Origin of the sequence: Enterovibrio baiacu, from assembly GCF_004120195.1 — a bacterium.
Classification (GTDB): Bacteria; Pseudomonadota; Gammaproteobacteria; order Enterobacterales; family Vibrionaceae; genus Enterovibrio; species Enterovibrio baiacui.
In genome coordinates, this window is sequence record NZ_SCHN01000007.1 from 111,177 (window position 1) to 127,725 (window position 16,549).

At 48.7% G+C, this 16,549-nt stretch carries 17 protein-coding genes; 3 read left to right on the plus strand and 14 right to left on the minus strand.

The window, feature by feature from the left end; translation table 11 throughout:
* The first annotated feature begins 188 nt into the window (after positions 1-188).
* Genes EQP46_RS05325 through EQP46_RS05335 form a run of 3 tightly spaced genes read left to right on the plus strand, consistent with a single transcriptional unit; the run spans position 189 to position 1,739 of the window.
* Positions 189-536: a GNAT family N-acetyltransferase gene (locus tag EQP46_RS05325; RefSeq protein WP_129492657.1), complete on the plus strand. Its 348-nt coding sequence runs from the start codon at positions 189-191 to the stop codon at positions 534-536.
* The gene (locus EQP46_RS05330) at positions 529-1,131 is read left to right on the plus strand and encodes a GNAT family N-acetyltransferase (RefSeq protein WP_129492658.1); all 603 of its coding nucleotides are present in this window, start codon (positions 529-531) and stop codon (positions 1,129-1,131) included. Before EQP46_RS05325 ends, EQP46_RS05330 begins: the two co-directional genes overlap by 8 nt.
* 2 nt (positions 1,132-1,133) lie before the next feature.
* On the plus strand, positions 1,134-1,739 hold the full coding sequence (locus EQP46_RS05335; protein WP_129492659.1) for a CPBP family intramembrane glutamic endopeptidase: 606 nt from the start codon (positions 1,134-1,136) through the stop codon (positions 1,737-1,739).
* 9 nt (positions 1,740-1,748) lie between these two features.
* Here EQP46_RS05335 and EQP46_RS05340 read toward each other — a convergent pair whose 3' ends face one another.
* The 14 genes from EQP46_RS05340 to EQP46_RS05410 form a co-directional block, all read right to left on the minus strand.
* Positions 1,749-2,993, minus strand: a complete 1,245-nt coding sequence (locus EQP46_RS05340) for an ABC transporter permease (protein ID WP_129492660.1) — start codon at positions 2,991-2,993, stop codon at positions 1,749-1,751.
* The gene (locus EQP46_RS05345; protein WP_129492661.1) at positions 2,990-3,652 is read right to left on the minus strand and encodes an ABC transporter ATP-binding protein; all 663 of its coding nucleotides are present in this window, start codon (positions 3,650-3,652) and stop codon (positions 2,990-2,992) included. The genes EQP46_RS05340 and EQP46_RS05345 overlap by 4 nt, the downstream gene beginning before the upstream one ends.
* On the minus strand, positions 3,639-4,760 hold the full coding sequence (locus EQP46_RS05350) for an efflux RND transporter periplasmic adaptor subunit (protein ID WP_129492662.1): 1,122 nt from the start codon (positions 4,758-4,760) through the stop codon (positions 3,639-3,641). The genes EQP46_RS05345 and EQP46_RS05350 overlap by 14 nt, the downstream gene beginning before the upstream one ends.
* A 192-nt stretch (positions 4,761-4,952) precedes the next feature.
* Positions 4,953-6,629, minus strand: a complete 1,677-nt coding sequence (locus EQP46_RS05355) for an ABC transporter ATP-binding protein (RefSeq protein WP_338068747.1) — start codon at positions 6,627-6,629, stop codon at positions 4,953-4,955.
* Between the two features lie 727 nt (positions 6,630-7,356).
* Positions 7,357-8,655 (minus strand): TRAP transporter large permease, encoded by a 1,299-nt coding sequence (locus tag EQP46_RS05365; protein ID WP_129492665.1) that lies wholly within the window; start codon positions 8,653-8,655, stop codon positions 7,357-7,359.
* Positions 8,652-9,152 carry a TRAP transporter small permease gene (locus EQP46_RS05370; protein WP_129492666.1) on the minus strand — a complete coding sequence of 167 codons (501 nt, stop codon included), beginning with the start codon at positions 9,150-9,152 and terminating at the stop codon, positions 8,652-8,654. Before EQP46_RS05370 ends, EQP46_RS05365 begins: the two co-directional genes overlap by 4 nt.
* A gap of 91 nt (positions 9,153-9,243) precedes the next feature.
* Positions 9,244-10,227: a TRAP transporter substrate-binding protein gene (locus tag EQP46_RS05375; RefSeq protein ID WP_129492667.1), complete on the minus strand. Its 984-nt coding sequence runs from the start codon at positions 10,225-10,227 to the stop codon at positions 9,244-9,246.
* A gap of 131 nt (positions 10,228-10,358) precedes the next feature.
* A complete protein-coding gene (locus EQP46_RS05380) occupies positions 10,359-11,054 on the minus strand; it encodes an RraA family protein (RefSeq protein WP_129492668.1) in 696 nt (231 codons plus the stop codon).
* Positions 11,054-11,761 carry an alpha/beta fold hydrolase gene (locus EQP46_RS05385; RefSeq protein WP_129492669.1) on the minus strand — a complete coding sequence of 236 codons (708 nt, stop codon included), beginning with the start codon at positions 11,759-11,761 and terminating at the stop codon, positions 11,054-11,056. Before EQP46_RS05385 ends, EQP46_RS05380 begins: the two co-directional genes overlap by 1 nt.
* The gene (locus EQP46_RS05390; protein WP_129492670.1) at positions 11,761-12,720 is read right to left on the minus strand and encodes a cupin domain-containing protein; all 960 of its coding nucleotides are present in this window, start codon (positions 12,718-12,720) and stop codon (positions 11,761-11,763) included. The genes EQP46_RS05385 and EQP46_RS05390 overlap by 1 nt, the downstream gene beginning before the upstream one ends.
* Positions 12,721-12,742: 22 nt before the next feature.
* On the minus strand, positions 12,743-13,711 hold the full coding sequence (locus tag EQP46_RS05395; protein WP_129492671.1) for a nuclear transport factor 2 family protein: 969 nt from the start codon (positions 13,709-13,711) through the stop codon (positions 12,743-12,745).
* Positions 13,708-14,727 (minus strand): LacI family DNA-binding transcriptional regulator, encoded by a 1,020-nt coding sequence (locus EQP46_RS05400; RefSeq protein ID WP_129492672.1) that lies wholly within the window; start codon positions 14,725-14,727, stop codon positions 13,708-13,710. Before EQP46_RS05400 ends, EQP46_RS05395 begins: the two co-directional genes overlap by 4 nt.
* Complete coding sequence (locus tag EQP46_RS05405) at positions 14,727-15,497, minus strand: SDR family NAD(P)-dependent oxidoreductase (RefSeq protein ID WP_129492673.1); 771 nt, start codon at positions 15,495-15,497, stop codon at positions 14,727-14,729. Before EQP46_RS05405 ends, EQP46_RS05400 begins: the two co-directional genes overlap by 1 nt.
* Complete coding sequence (locus EQP46_RS05410) at positions 15,494-16,549, minus strand: ester cyclase (RefSeq protein WP_129492674.1); 1,056 nt, start codon at positions 16,547-16,549, stop codon at positions 15,494-15,496. Before EQP46_RS05410 ends, EQP46_RS05405 begins: the two co-directional genes overlap by 4 nt.

Genomic DNA, 16,549 nt, shown 5'->3' on the forward strand with positions numbered 1-16,549 from the left:
GTCGTTTGGGTAAACTTCAACTGCCGTGTGATAGACATTTTGGACGTTGTTTCATCATGCGTTAAACAATATGAGTGGGGATTTTAGTGTCCTTTAGACTAGCAACGGTAAATGACTTTATTGATGTAACGCCATCGCGTTTTAGGTGCTCGAGTTATAAAAATTCAGCATATCCTCTTGGGTGTTCAATGTCAGAACTTGATTCAGCGTTGGGAGAGGGAGATTTTGCTGTTTTTGATGACACGACCAACGTGGGATTTATCAGAATAAAAGCCATGTTTCATGGCATCGCCTATCTTGATTTCCATTTGCTCAGTGGTGTGGCTGACAAAGAAGTGCAGTCTGTGTTGAGCTGGTTATCTGAACACTACGATATCGGAAAATATTACCTGCAGTTACTTCCCCATGAACAGCTGGAGCTAGATTGTTTAACGCGTTTAGGTTTCACCGAAGAAGCGCGTTTAAGAGAGCAGTTGTTTGTTGAAGGGACATATTGCGACTTAATCATGATGGGAAGTGAGGATAAACGTGTTTGACAGTGTTCGTGGAATCTATTGCGCTATACGTCGCCCCAATCTCGAAGACCTGGATACCATTACTCGCTGGCTGGATGATCCTTACCTGAATTCGACCGTTTTTGACAGTTCAACCTTTGTTAACGGCGCTCAGGAACAAGCGATGACGTGGCTAGAACAGAACGCGACTGTTTATGGTGCAGACAACCTCTTGGGGTTGGTCTGTTCTGTGAAAAGTGGCAAGCCAATCGGGATGGTCTGGTTCAACAACATTGACTGGAAAAGCCGCACTGCAGACCTTCGCTATTTGGTCGGGGAAGCCGAGTATCGTACCAGTGTGTTCGGGCCTGAAATCGCGCTGCTCAGCCTTCAAATGGCTTTTAATGTGATGAATTTACATAAGATTTTTGGTTATGTTTTGTCGGGGAATGAGAATTCAATTAGCCTGGCAGAATTTGGAGGCATTAAAGAAGGTGTGCTAAAAAACTACGTGCGAGTAGGCGATGGATGGAACGACTACCATCTCTATGCCATGTTCTCAGATGACTTCCGGGCATTTTTACAAAAACACAAAGATGGGGTGTTACGCCGCCACTTTAAGAAAGGCCTATTCTAAACGTGGGCCTACTTGCTTTACTGCTTACGTTTGTTGTTTGCGTCTCTTTTTTATACCCGCGAGTCATCGGTGATCGCCTTGGCTTCATGTTCATGCTCCCCGTGCTTGCCTACACCGTGATTTTCTATGTGGACTGGCAGTTTGCGTCTCTGATTCAACTTTTTACGATGATTGTCGGTGGGGCATGTGTCGGTATCGGTTTGCTGTTCGCGGGGTTACCCTTGAGTTCACCTCAACCAAAAGCATTCATGGTAAACAGCATGCGCGGGTTGAGCAGCCTTAAAGAAAACAGGCCTTATCTCTTATTTCAAGTTGGGATAACGTGTTACGAAGAGCTGATTTGGCGAGTATTTCTGATCAGCACATTGTTGTTAGTGCTGCCTGCTTGGGCAGCAATCTTCCTTTCTTCTGTCCTTTTCTGGACCGTTCACGGGGAAAACAGACCGTTAGGGTGGCACTCATTAGAGTTTTTTATCTTCTCAATGGTGCTTGCTGTTGCTTACAACCTGTTTGAATCCGTGCTCTTTGTCTGGGTTATTCACCTCACCAGAAATGTCCTTATTCTTTCAGCCTCGGACTATGAGCAACGTCAGGCTAGCCCGAGCTAAAAGGCTTGTTTACGCATCCCTGAGCGCATCTACTGGCTTCATTTGAGCCGCTCTTCGCGCAGGCACATACCCCGCAACCAATCCAACCAAAATTGACACAAAAAGGGCAATACTGATGCCTAACATTCCCGGAAATAATGGGAAGCCGGTAAAAATGTCTAAAACAACCCCAATGAGCATCCCCACGGCCAAACCCGCAAGGCCACCAATCAAACAAATGAGCACTGATTCGACAATAAATTGCACCATGATATGGCTGCGATGCGCGCCAATGGCCGCACGAATACCGATTTCCCGTGTCCGTTCAGCAACCGCTGTGCTCATGATACCGGCAACACCTATTGCCCCAACGATCAACGCGCTAGAGGCGGCAATAATGCCAATAATGGTGACACCGCCAAGAATGTTATCTGTGGTTTTGATGTATGACGCGAGGGTTTCACTTTGATATTCAAACACGCCTTGATAGCGTCGCGACAGCACCCCTTTTAGCTGAGCGGCGGCGGCTTCAGCGGCTTCGACCGACGTGGCTTCAACTTGTAGGTAGTTAACATCGCTATTTCCATTCAGTGTTTGAATAAGCGGGTAGCTCACTAAAATGCGATTATTCACATCTCCGCCTGCAGAGCCGATGCTAGCGAGCAAATCTCGACTTTTAGATCGCAGAACACCAACAACCTGATATTCACGACCTGAGATTCTGAGTGTGCGACCTAAGGGATTGGGCATTCCAGGAAACAGGTCAGATGCCACGGTTTCGCCGATAACGGCGACAGGTCTACGATTTCTGATTTCTACTTCTCGAAGGCCTCTTCCGATACGTAACTGGTCATTGTTGATGGCGAGGTAATCGACGTTGACGCCGATGACTTGCGCGTTGTTGTAACGATTGCCCGCTTGAACGACAGGGGCGGGACCTCTCGGGTTTACAACAGGACTGATGAGACTGACTGAAGGACAACAATCACCTTGAAGGGCGATTAAATCGCTGTTGTTGATGCCTGTTCCTGCGCGTATACGTCTGTGCGGGTCTTTGCTGCTATGCGCCCGATATACCCAAACAGATTTCAGGCCGAACGTTTCTAGTTCCTGCATGACGAATGCTTTGCCACCGGTGCTGACGGTATCAACCGTCATCACGGCGGCGATACCGACCGCAATGCCAATCATACTCAGCATGGATCTGCCCCAATTAGCGAGCATGGCCAGTCGTGCTTCTTTAAACAAGTCGGGCAGGATGCGGAGTGTTTTCATATCACTATCCTGCCGTCTCGCATGTGTACCACTCTGTCAGCCGCTTCGGCCAAATGTGCATCGTGAGTGACCATAACAATGGTATGCCCGTCAGCATGTAATGCTTTGAACAAATCCATTACCTGCTGCCCAGTTTGGCTGTCTAATGCGCCAGTTGGCTCATCTGCGATCAGTAATTTTGGCTTGTTCACCAACGCTCGAGCAATCGCCACACGTTGTTGCTGTCCACCGGAGAGTTGATTCGGGAAATGCGTTGCGCGATCGGCGAGGCCCACGCGTTCGAGTGCAGATAAAGCCAAGTCTTTGCGCTGGGAGGACGGGGTGCCTTGATAGACTAAAGGAAGCATGACATTCGCCAACGCATCACGGCGTGATAGCAAATTAAACGATTGAAAGATGAATCCAATTAACGATGAACGAAGCGTTGCGAGCCCATCATCACCGGTTAGATGAACAGCGGTGCCGTCCAAATGGTAGGTGCCTTTGTCGGCGTTGTCTAAGCAGCCAATAATGTTGAGAAGGGTGCTTTTTCCTGAACCAGAGGCACCCATAATCGTCACGAATTCTCCCTGCTTAATGCTCAGATCAACCCCTTGTATGATGGGTAAGGGCGCGTCTCCGCTGAAGTAGGATTTATGCAGGGATTCAATCTTGATCATGCTTCGCTGCAAACCTTGCTGTACGGCCATTTTCAAGATAGCCGCTATCAAACAGGGCGACCTGTTGCCCTTCCTGAACGCCGCTGAGGATTTCAACATGTGTGTCCGTTTCTAACCCTGATTCGACAGGCTGCAACCGAATGACGCCTTGTTCTACCAATGCAACTTCAAAGTGCCCAGGCTCGCGTTCACGCAGGGCGCTGTAGGGCAGCCTAAGCACATCGCCTCGTTCTTCTATCACGATTTCAATATCCAGTTGTTGCCCGAGCAGAAGTTTAGGGGCATCGGCGCCTAACCCCATGCGTACTGGAAACGTATTTAAGTGGCGTGCTGATGTACGCTCGATAGCGGGGCCAATCCAATGAATTTGCGTTTGCCAGCGCTGGTTGGGAAACGCATCTGATGAAACGTTAACCAGCTGGCCAACGTGAATTCTTCCTGAATCAACGGCATCCAGATTCGCTTCTATTTCCCATCCCTCAATCGCCACGAGTTGGAAAAGATCCGTACCGGCTTCAACCCATTGTCCAGACTCAGTCCACTTATCCACGATAACGGCGTCGAAAGGGGCGTTTAGCTTTTGCCAATCTTGTTCAAGTACACGCATTTGGGCGTCAGCTTGGGCAATCGCAACGGCGGATTTTGCTTTCTCCAATTCATACTGCGCTTGGTCTAACGCTTCAACTGACACCAGTTTTCTGTCAGATAATTCGGATAATCTGTTGTAACGCTGTTGTTGCTCTCTTAAATGCACAGTTTCTTGCTGAACGACGGCTTTAGCGCGTTTTAGTCGGGTGATTGAGGCGCGGTTATCCATGGCGGCCAAGGTGTCATCTTTGTTGACCAAATCACCATGAGCAACAAAGACCTGTTCGACGCGACCGTTCACTAAGGCCGTCAAAGTAACGGTGCGATCATTGATCACTTCTCCCGTTACTCGAATGATGTAGGCCATCTCATTGCGTTGTACGTGCACGCCTGACACTTCCAGAGGGGGCGTTTGATAGAAAAAGTAGCCTGTGGCAGCAGCAGAAACCAGAATAAGGATAGCGAAAGTGCTCTTGAAGTAGCCTCTCACGGATTGCCTACTAGACTGCTTCAATTTCATAAGAGGTGCTCTCAATTCTCTATCCCTACTGCTCATCAATTACGAGGACGTTAGCGCTTTTCACTCTTATATCGTTAAGAGGCCATTTGGGGAGTATATCGCTTCGTGTGTCGAACATAAGTCTCAGTTTCGCTTAAACATTCAGTCTTTGTCAGCGAGTGAGAACGGATGACGTTTCTTGGTTAAACGAACCTACGCTTGGTTAACCTTTTTTAGCGCAGTTTCAGTCACGCGAGTGGCGTTACTTAAGCTGTCATTCTCCAGATAGACGATGCGATCAACCGCTTCAAATAGGCGATCATCATGGCTGACAATCACCACAATTTTTGACTGTTTTAGGTCGCGTATAACATCAATCAGCAGGGTTACCGCTTCACTGTCTAAGTTATTCGTCGGCTCGTCCATTAGCAAAATCGGTGTATCGCGCAGTAATGCACGCGCGAGGCCTAGTTTTTGGACTTGGCCTCCTGATAGCTCTGAATGCGCATTTTTAATGACATGATCAATGCCTTGGTCGAGGCGCTCAACCCACTTATCGAGCCCCACCAAAGAGAGGGCGGCTTGAATCTTTTCTTGCTCAACGTCCATGCCAAACGTCACGTTGTTACGAATGGAGTCAGAAATGATGTGGATCTTTTGTGGCACCATTGAAATCCACTGAGACCGGCTTGGTAGGGAATTGAGGCGTATAGTGTCGAGTGCAATGTGCCCTGATTGCGGTTTGAGCTCTCCGCTTAGAATGGTGAGTAGCGTTGATTTTCCAGCCCCGTTACCGCCGTTAATCAAATGTGCTTGGCCTTTATTGAAAGCCAAGTCTAGCTCGGTGAATAAAGGGTAGTCGTGCTGGTAGGAAAAACTCATCCCCTCTATACGCATCGACGCAATGGTGGTTGATGGGTCGATGTCGACACTCACGCGATCAACCGAATCTTGCTGAGATTGCGCTTGCGCTAAATCATCCAGTTCTTTTACGCGCATTAATGCCGTCAATTCGTTAGGCATACTTGAAGCAAACTCAATGATCCTAATCAGTGAAGGCACCATCAAGTTGAGTGTCGCTGTATAGGTGATGATCAAGCCCACGGTCAACTGTTCTTCAATGACCATCGCACCGCCAAGATACCAAATGATAACCACGGCTAGCATGGGGATCCCCATAATAATCATGCTCACTTTGGTATCATATAACTGACGGGTGAAGCGCTTTCGCTCCAAATCTTCAACGGCTTTTCGGCAATATTTCGAAAAGAAATTGCCAGCATCATATATTTTTATTTCTGCATCAGCTTCTATGGTTTCTTGTACGACAGTGAATTTTGTTGCGGAGGCATCCGTTTCATCTTTAGACGATGACCACAGAGCACTGTCAAATCGCATGTAAACAAGGATAGCTGCGGGTAACAAGACAAGAAGAATGGCACTTAATTGCCAATTCATGAAAAAAACGATCACTAATAAAACGAGCGATAAGACGAGATGGTGGATAGCGCTTGATAGCCCATAAGGCATGATGACTTCAAACTGGTCTATATCCCTTGTGACGCGCGAGAGCAGGTCACCGTTGTTGATTCTTAGTCGTTGATTAAAATTCAAACCCAGAATGCTTTTAATTACATCCTGATTAAAATCAATCATTATATCTTCGCGCACTTTTAGACGAAATCGCGCGTTAACATAACTGGTCACCAAATAACCGCTGTAAAGAATGGCGAGCAATGAAACGGTCTTTAGCAGTAAATCTGAATCTGCGCTAGGTAGCACTTGGTCAATGAGATGACCTGATAAGTAGGGCAGTGGTGCTTGAAATGCTGTTAGCAATAAAGCTAACAGTAGAAAAGATAAAGAATGATACTTTCTTTTTTTATAGATGAGCTTATATAAGTAAGAAATTCGGGTCACAGTCCGATCCGGGTTTAGAGGAAAAACCATTTCCCCAGAAAATATGTAAAGTGGGGATTTAACATCATCCCCATTTTATTATTAATACCTAATATAGCGTTAGCGTATATTAAGGTGTACCACAACAAGGGCCTGGATTAGGAGGCGTAGGAGGCGTAGGCGGATGAGTAGGCTTTTTATGCTTCGTAGCCAGTACAGGTCCTTTTTTTGCAGCAAAGCTTATTTTTTTCATAATCTTTCCTTTTTTAATGAAGCCAATTAATGACGTAATTACTGTGTGTATTTGATTTATCGAATAAATAAATACCATGGCATTGTTGTGGTGATTCTTTTGGAAGTCAACTTTTAAGAAGTGACGAACTGAGCCTATATATATTAAATCGTTAAAATGATGAGAATGTCGTTTATTTGAGAATGCATAAGGCAATACTTTGCCATTAATTTCTCATTAATGCTTTACCCGTCACTCATTAATTTTTCATCCTCACCCCATCCATTTCCCATTTATTTTTATGGTGTTTTACTTATGGTTAAAGTTTGAACGCCATTGGTTTGGAGAGGATAGGACGAAATGGTGGGGAATCCGTGAAGCAAGATCACTGCGACATCAAAAACGATGTTTCTGTTTCGATGTCACAGTGAATGGAAATACTTCTCATCTCCGCCGTCGCCTTCTCATTCAACGCAATCGTTGGGCCTACTTATATCCAAGAAAGTACGCCGGCAAAAACAGAGATATTTGCGGAATAAAAGTGATAAGAAGAAGCGCGCCGATCATGGTGACAACCCAAGGTAGTATCCGTTTCGCGATGTTTTCAAAGGGGATCTCTCCCACTTGTGCGGCCATAAAGAGGTTTGCACCAAGAGGCGGAGTGACAAATCCAATGGCGAGCGCAACGATCATCACAATGCCAAAATGCACCAAATCCACACCGAGTTTGGTGAGCACGGGCAGCAACACTGGCGTCAGGATGACAATCGAGGCAAGCGTTTCCAAGAAGGTACCGATGATCAGGAGCAACACGAGTATCGCAATGAGGACGAGATATTTGTTTTCCGTGCTTGATAAAACAAACTGCGCCAACTCGGTGGGAATTTTCTCAAGTGCGATGATGCGACCAAACGCCACGGATGCCCCGATGATCACCAGCACGGCAGAGACTAGCATGGCCGACTCCAGCATGATTTTTGGTAGTTGTTTCATGGGAAGTTCACGGTACACCAAGCAAGAAACAATCAAGGCATACACCACGGCGACGGCAGAAGACTCCGTTGGAGTAACAACCCCGCCATAGATGCCGCCGAGAATAACGATGGGCATGATGAGCGCGAGTTTGGCTTCATTGAGCACATGGAAGATTTCTTTACAGGTGGCGGGCTCTCGAATGTGTCCCATGTGCGCATGACGGTTCTGTCTGCGGTGAAAGTAGTTATACGTTATTAAGGTGATAGCAATCACAAGACCCGGCAGAATCCCTGCCATAAATAAGGCGGTGACGGAAACACCCGCCGCAACGGCATACACAATCATGACCACTGACGGTGGGATCATCACACCTAATCCGCCAGCACTCGCTACCATAGCGCCAGCATAAGCGCGGTCATATCCTCGCTGAACAAGCGCGGGGATCATCGCCAAACCCACCGCTGCGACAGTGGCTGAGCCTGTACCTGATATGGCTGCGAAGAACAGACAAGCCATGATAGTGACGGTGCCCAAATCGCCTGGAGCGCGCCCAAATAAGGTATCCGCAACGGCGATCAAACGTTTGGAAATCCCGCCTTTGCTCATGATATTGCCTGCAAGGGTGAACAACACAACAGCAATCAAGGTGAAGCTGTTGATGCCACTGACGAGCCCAAGCGCATACAAATCGGGCTTGAGAAAAGGGATGTACATAATGGCGAGAAGCGATGCAGAGCCAAGGGCGATACCAATTGGCACACCGATGAGCAACATGCCAAAGAAACCTGCGAAGAGGATCAGTGAAGTCATGATGGCGTCTCCTCGCTGTTATATACGCTCAAATCACCGCGCACACCAATTTGGTACAGCGAGTAGAGAAGTCGCAGGCTACAGAGCAATCCTGAAAAAATGATGGCAGCGTAAAGCACAGAGGTTGACCATTGCGTGGCAGATAAGGTTTTCCCTCGCTCTATGGCTTGCTGTGTAATTTGTACGCCTAGGTAGCAAACCGTGACTGAGTAGATGAGGAAGATGGATTCGCTGATAAACATCACAACACGTTTTTTCTTCGTCGAGAATTTGTCGACAAAGTAAGTGACGCGCATGTGGCGATGTTCTCGGATGGCGTAACTAATACCAAAGTAAATGAGGTAGACGAAGCACAGCCTTGCGATTTCATTGGCGATAACGATAGAGGTTGAGAACGCAAAGCGTGCTATGACATCTGCAAACACCAGCACGATGATCGCGAAGAGGCTGATGACGATAATGGTAGGTTCGAAGTACTTTTCGATTATCCGAAACATGGTGGGTGATTCTCCATGACAACCAGTTTGAGAACGTTGAACTCTCGTCAAACACAGGGCTTCTCAATCGATGAAAAGCCCTGTATCGCCACTAAGGTTGAAGGTTCGACATAAACTGGTCGTAAAAATCACTGCCCACTTTTTTACGGATGTCGGCTTCTATCGCGGTGTTCATGGTTTTACCCAAACGCTCGCGGTCTTCTAACGGTAGGCTGTTGACCTCGAGTCCTTTTTCTTTGAGTGCTGCTAATGTTTCGTTGTTTGTCTTCAAGGTTAAGTCGCGTTGAAGCAAAATGGTCTCTCTTGCGACTTCATCAATCAATTTGCGGTCTTTGTCATCGAGATCGTTGTACCACTCGAGATTCGCCATCCAGAGTTCAGGCCAGTAAATGTGATTGGTGAGCGATACGTATTTCTGTACTTCAAAGAAACGCTCAACAAGCATGGAGGAGAGGGCACTTTCTTGACCAAAAATCAGGTTCTGCTGGAGCGAAGAATAGATTTCTCCCCATGCCAGTGGGATGGGCACGGCATCAACAGATCGCCATGCACTGATGGCGATAGGGTTGTCTGCCGATCGCATACGCAGCCCCGCAAATGCGTCATAACTATCAAGCGGTGCGCGGTTGTTGGTGAAGCTTCTAAAGCCTAACTCCATAAAGCCCATTGACTTCAAACCGCGTTTTTCCATGGCTGCGCCCAATGATTTGCCTGCTTCGCCATCAAGCACATTTCGTGCAGTGTCTTCATCGGCAAACAGCAAGAATTGGTCAAGTACAGCCAACTCATTCACCGTGGAAGACAGGTGGACGGACGCGCCCGTTGCCATGGTGATGTTGCCGGACTGAACAAGTTCGGTCATTTCCCTTACGCTACCGAGTTGGCCGCCAGGGTAGATTTCAACATCGATGTCTCCGTTAGAGCGTTTCTCCAATTCTTCCTCGAAATAAAGAAGCGATTGATGAATGGGAGAAACTTCTGGTGTGGCGTGGCCAATCCGTATGGTGGTATCAGCATAAGATGCACTGGTGGAAAGTAATCCGGCTATGACGGTCATCATCAATGAAAATTTCATGGTGTACTCCTTTTTTGAGCCGTAAATGCCTGCACCGCTCAGTATGAGCAGCGTGGTGGTGTTTCTGTGTTCATGAGTCTTGCGTTGGTGTTGTCTCAGCGCATCGAGATCACGCGAGACGATGAAAAACGCTAAGTTCGCACACGCTCGAATTCAGCCCATGCTTGTTCGAATCGGTCAAAGTTGAAGCCTTCTTCTCTTGCGGCTTTCAAAATGATTTGTTCGTTACTGAGTAAGGTGTCAATCGCATCAGCGAGCACAGGAACAATGTCTGTAGGGATCACCACCGCGCCATGTCGATCGGCGTGAATGAGGTCTCCATGCGACACGCGTAAACCAAAAACTTCGACAGGCTCGCCAATGCTCTCGATATGAACGAAACCATGGCTAGGGCCCACCGACCCTGCGAGAACGAGGAACTCCTCAGGTAAGTCGCCAAGATCGCGCATCACACCGTTGGTTAACACACCACTCAACCCCAAGCCCTTGTGGACATTGGTATTGATCTCCCCCCAAAACGCACCAATAGCATCAGGAAAATCCAAATCTTCGATTACCGCAACGGACGGGAAAGGGGTCTCTGACATGTATCGGTAATAGTCCATACGCAGCTTTTTTACCTCGTCAGCGGGCAAGTTAGACGGTTCAAGTGCCGCTATTTGTGCGGTTTTTGCATAACCCACGATTGCGGGACTTTCCGGCGCTGATGCTTGCAACGTTCCTCGCGTGAAATCGTTGAAACCGCGTTTTCCTTGTGCGATTTCTATGGCGTTACACACCGTTGGCGTGTCCACACTGATCAGTAATTCGTAGAGCGCTTTATCCATTAACTGTTCAACCACGTAGCGAGCGCGCGCGTGGTTGCCTCCGGTTGTTCGAGAGTGGGAAGATGGCCTGCTTTTTTGATGACCACATAATCTGCATGAGGGATCAGTGCTTTGATCGCATCATGTCTGTCTTTTGGGCACAACTGATCGTCTTCACCCATTAAAATCAAGGTGGGAACATCAACATGCTTCAGCGTGTCTTGTTGATCGGGCCTGTCTCTGAGCGCCAGCGATTGATTGACGAATGCCATGTCGCCGAGGCTTTTCGCCATGTGAAGACAGAGCGCTTCGATATAGGGGTTGGGGTGTTCGCGATGAAGGTATTTGGGAATCATCATCTCTTGCATGACACTCAGAAGCTCCCCGTTGGCGATGCGATCAAGTTGAGCTTGTCGTCCTGCTTTTACCTCGTCGATTTCTGCACGCGGGTTGGTATCCATGAGTGCTAATTTGCTGATGCGATGAGGTGCTTGCCGATAGACTTCCATCGCCAATATGCCGCCCATTGACAGCCCCGCAAGCGCGAAACGCTCAGGGGTATTTTTGAGCACTTTTTCGGCGAGGGATGCCATCGATTGTTCAGAAGAAATATCCATCACGATGACGTTTCGATCCGCTTGGAATGCGGCTATTTGTGGCGCAAACAGGCGCTCATCACACATCATGCCGGGAAGAAACACCAAAGGTTCAAGAGAGGCGCGGTTCATTACGATGCACCCATCCAGGTTAATCCTGCCGTATCTTGAGTGCGTGTCACGCGGAAAAGACTCGCCTCACCCGACACGTTCACGTCAAGGTTGTAATCTGTTCCTTCAGGCAGCCAAACCGTGTCACCAGGGTTAAGCGTCAGTGTGTCGTTTTCCCATGTGAGCGCCCAATGCCCGCGCATCACCATCAATACGACGTCTCTTTCTGCATGTTGTGGTTGCTGTTGAACAGAGGTGCGGGTAAGAAAATCAACGTTAAATCCAGGTTTATCTTTGAGTAATCCCTTTTCACCGATAACAAGCACCGGTTGTTTCGCAGCCATGGCGACCATGTCCCAGTAGCGCGCAACGTAATGTTTCACCACGGTTGCGGCATCGGGGCGAAGCAGGCTGTTTAGCCATTCCTGCTCGGGCAACGGCATTTCGTTCTCACCGTTCGGCAAGGTTTCATTTTTCTCTGTGTCGTATAAACGGCCGCTTTCGCCTAATACCAATCCGTGGGCGTCGGCAGCTTCTCGAACATGGGGTGCCCAGATGACACCGCCGCCAGCGTCATCACCCCCTAAAATCGACATGATCATGCCGTAGTCGCTACCGATGTTTTCAAAGCCACGAAACATACGAGTGGGTATATTGAAAATATCGCCTTCTTCCAGCACCACTTCGCCGTCTTCTCCGGTTTCTCCCCAAAAGAAGCGCCAACGGCCTTTGAGCACAAAAAACACTTCTGCTGTGTTGTGTGAGTGAAGTGAATTGAAACAACGTGGCGGCTGGCCGGCTGCGCCAATATTGAAGCCCGGTGTGGCTTGAATATGAACATGTTGGTCGGGGCTTTCAGATACACCACCACCGATAATGGTAAAGTTTTCTTTCTGATCAGAACCCGGTGTGTGTGCGTCGATAAATGCGGTTCGACACGGTATAAGTTCACCAAACCTTACCCATTGCGGCTGTTTCATTGAACATTCCTTGTTGTGGCGGCTAACCCGTATGCAGGGCGATTTGTTTCCAAATGGCCGTTTCGTCAAAAACGACAAACTCACGTCGAATGCCGTGCGGCCCAAATTCAACATGGGCTGCACCCATGACGTAGACATTCGCGCCCGTCGGTTGGCCAAAACGTCCCCATCCGTCATGTTTTCCGTGAAGGGAAAAACGAATGGCAGCGCGAGGAGGCATTAACGGATCTTCTCGCCCAATTTGGTGCTCAATGGTGAAATCAGCGTTGGGGAAGCCGGCACGTAACCCCAACCAAAACGCTTCTACTGCAGACCAGGAATAACCTGATTCACCGCTTGGGTGTATGACGTGACAGGCGCGATCGTAATCTTCAGGAATACACGAGTATTCTGCGCTCATCATGCGTTTGAGGGTTTCAACATAGGCTTCGCCCCAAATGTTGTCGTTACCTTTGCCAAGATAGGGGCCTAGGGTGTCTTGGTCTGGCGTAAAAGGTCGGTTGCAGTTGCCTGCGCCGCCTTCGGCATGAATTTGATCGATGGCAAACTGTTTGGGGTCATGCCCAAGTTGCTTAACGATCGATCCTTGGTCTCGAATCAACCATTCATCATTAATTTGGTTATTAATGGCATGGCAATCGGCGATCACTTGGTAACACAGCGTTTTGCCGGTGGCTTTGCCAAATTGCCCATCACGGCTGTGTGTGGCTTGTGACAAAATGCGGTGGGATGACAGCATGCCTTCTTCTGGTGTCCCTGACCAAATGACGTCTTCTCCCAGTAGTACCCGATCGGGTAATTCGTTGAGCACGGAGCTGGTCTGGGCGATAACATCTTTGTTGCCGATAGAAATGCCTGCGGGTGTTCTCACCACAATGTCTGACGAGTAATAGTCGTGCAGTGAGTGGATGTTTCTTCCTTCCCAGATCTCTTCCGTGATAGACAAAATGTAATCGGGGAAGTCAGTAAACTTACTATCAAAGCCTTTCATGATTTCCAACCTTCCGGGATTTTTGCTGAGGTGCGTACAACCAGTGGAGAACCGATAGCAACTTTCTGTGGGGTATCGTTCTCATGACTGATTTGTTGCAAAAGGATGCGCACCGTTTCGTTGACCATGATGTCGGCATGCTGGGCGAGGGTGGTGAGGCCGTAGCTTGGCCAACTTGCTGCGGGTACATCGTCATAGCCAACCACGGAAACGTCTTCCGGCACACGAAGGCCTAACTCAAACCGAAGGGTGTCCATGACAGCAAGCGCCATGTGGTCGTTGGCGACAAAAAGGGCATCGGGCGGATCTTCTTTAAACATGGCTTTGGTTGCCGCACTGGCTTGTGCCATATCGAACATGCCTTCGCCGCGTGAGTGCAGTTCTAATCCCGCTTGCTGCAAACCAGCTCTGAACCCAATTTCTCGATCCCGCTGGGTTGATGTGCACTCAAGGCCGGCGATGTAGCTGATCTTCTTATGCCCACCCGCCACAAGAAACTCTGCCGCGGCCATGCCGCCACTAAAATTGTCAGAGGTCACGGAAGAGAATTCTCCCCCTTGTTGCGCGCGGTTAAAAAGCACAATAGGAACCCCAACAGAACGGCATCTCACTGCCAATTCTGAAGAAAGCTCTACGGATGCGGCAATGATCCCATCGACTTGGTAATCCAGAATCTCTTCAATGACTTCATCAACCACGCTGTCGACATTGTTCGCCATAAAGATCAGGACGTGATAACCCTCTTCTTGAAGCAAATTGGAGAGCTTTTCTAATGCGTCGGGGTAAAACTGATTGTTAAGGTAGGCAACAACAAGCCCAATCACGCGGCTTTTTCCTGACACCATCGCGCGAGCAAGTACATTTGGGCGATACCCTAATTCTTCTGCGGCCTTTTTGACTTTTTCGATGGTTTTCTTTGACGCTGAACCGCCGGGCGTAAATACACGGCTAACCGCGGATTGGCTTACGCCAGCGTGTTTTGCTACATCGGTTGACGTGATCTTATCGTTTGCCATTATTCTGCTGTCCAACCTCCGTCTACTTTCAATGACGATCCCGTCACCATCCCCGATGCGCTGGAAGCGAGGTAAAGCACTGCGCCCATTAAATCTTCAACTTCACCCACGCGATTTAACTTAATGTTGCTTTCAAGCCAGGCTAATTTCTCAGGATCTGCGAAGGTGTTTGCGGTGAGTTCGGTTTTGATGAACGTAGGGCAAATCGTATTGACGCGAATGTTTTGTTTACCCCATTCAATCGCCATGGCCTTCGTAAAACCTTCAACCGCGTGTTTGCTGGCGCAATACACGGCACGGTCAATACCGCCAACATGCGCCATTTGACTGGAGATGCAAATAAAACTGCCGGGTTTCTTCGCCTCCATCAGACGACGCGCAGCGAATTGGAAGAGGAAATACGCAGCTTTAACATTCAAATTGAAGACGCTATCGAAGTCAGCTTGTTGCGTGTCGAGCGCGGGTGAATGAATGGCGAGTCCAGCAGAATTTAAAACAATGTCGTAAGGTTCTCGCGCATTCAGCGCCTGCTCAAGCGCATCAAGCTGGGTCACATCCAACACCAAAATATCGGATTGATAACCTTCTTGGTCAAAGGCGTCTTTTAGCGCCACTAATTTCTCTTCACGTCGCGCGACGAGGGTGACATGCGCCCCTGCTCTGGCGAGTGCGGTCGCGCATGCAAGTCCAATACCTGATGACGCGCCGGATACAAGTGCGCGTTTGTTAAAGAGATCAAATGAGGGTGTGATTGGCAGCGATATGGTCATAGCCTTTCCTTTGGCAAAACGACGGGGCCCGTCGGTCTCGATGTATTGAATGCTTTTAGTCTCGCAAAAACATCGACCCCAAGTTGAGCATAAATGTCTAATAGATCGATAAGCACCCAGTTTTCTTTGATTTTCTCATCTTCGATGCGCCAGAAATCGAGACTGCGCAGGGTGATTTTCTTGTTTGTCGGCGCGATGCCGAGCCAGCCATCGGCGGACAAGGTTTGACTCATGTTTGGCCAACCTGTCACCGCGACGTAGTTCTCTTGGGCAAAAAAATGCAGCGTGATGTTTTCATTGTCCAAGCCACGGTCGGGCATCGCGTTTAAAAAAGGAATTTGATGCCATTGGCGAAACCCTGAAAAACCGCGACATGTCCCGATTCCTGATGGGCCGTACCAGGTTAAATCTTCGTGCCACGCCTCGGGCAGCTTCATCACGTCAGGGCCACCTTGAGAGGGATGTCGTCCGAGGTTGTCGAGCATGCGGATGACAATATCAAGGCTGTCACTTCCGCTTAGCTCCCCATTCATCGGTTTAAGGCCGTCGAGAGTGGCAGGGGCAGGCACCAAACCTTCGCGGCCCAGTGAGGGGGCCATGGGCCAAGCGTTGGCTTGTTTCATGACTTCAACGATGTCCCAAATTGCCTGTACCTCTTCGATGCCATTCTCTGAAACGCGATAAAACTCGTGATATCGCATGTGCACGAATTGGCCCGTTGGCGGAATGTCTAAAAATGGTGCGATGAAGGTGCCACAGTAATACCCACAGCAACCAACCCAACGACTGTCTTGTTGGTCTTGCCCGCTGATGACAATGGTGTCTCTTCTTTCTGCATCAGGGATGGCGTCGACCAAAGCTCGATAGCTGGTGTTGATCCATGCACGCGCGCTAGGCTGCTCCCCAAAAGGATGACACATGTGAATACGGGCGTTATCACTGAACATCTTTGATGCGATGTCATCGAGTTCAATGACATTCACACGCTGCTGGCTTTCTCGCCAGCGCGTCAGCATGTGCATCCATGTTGTAAGGTCAGCTGCCTGAGTCAT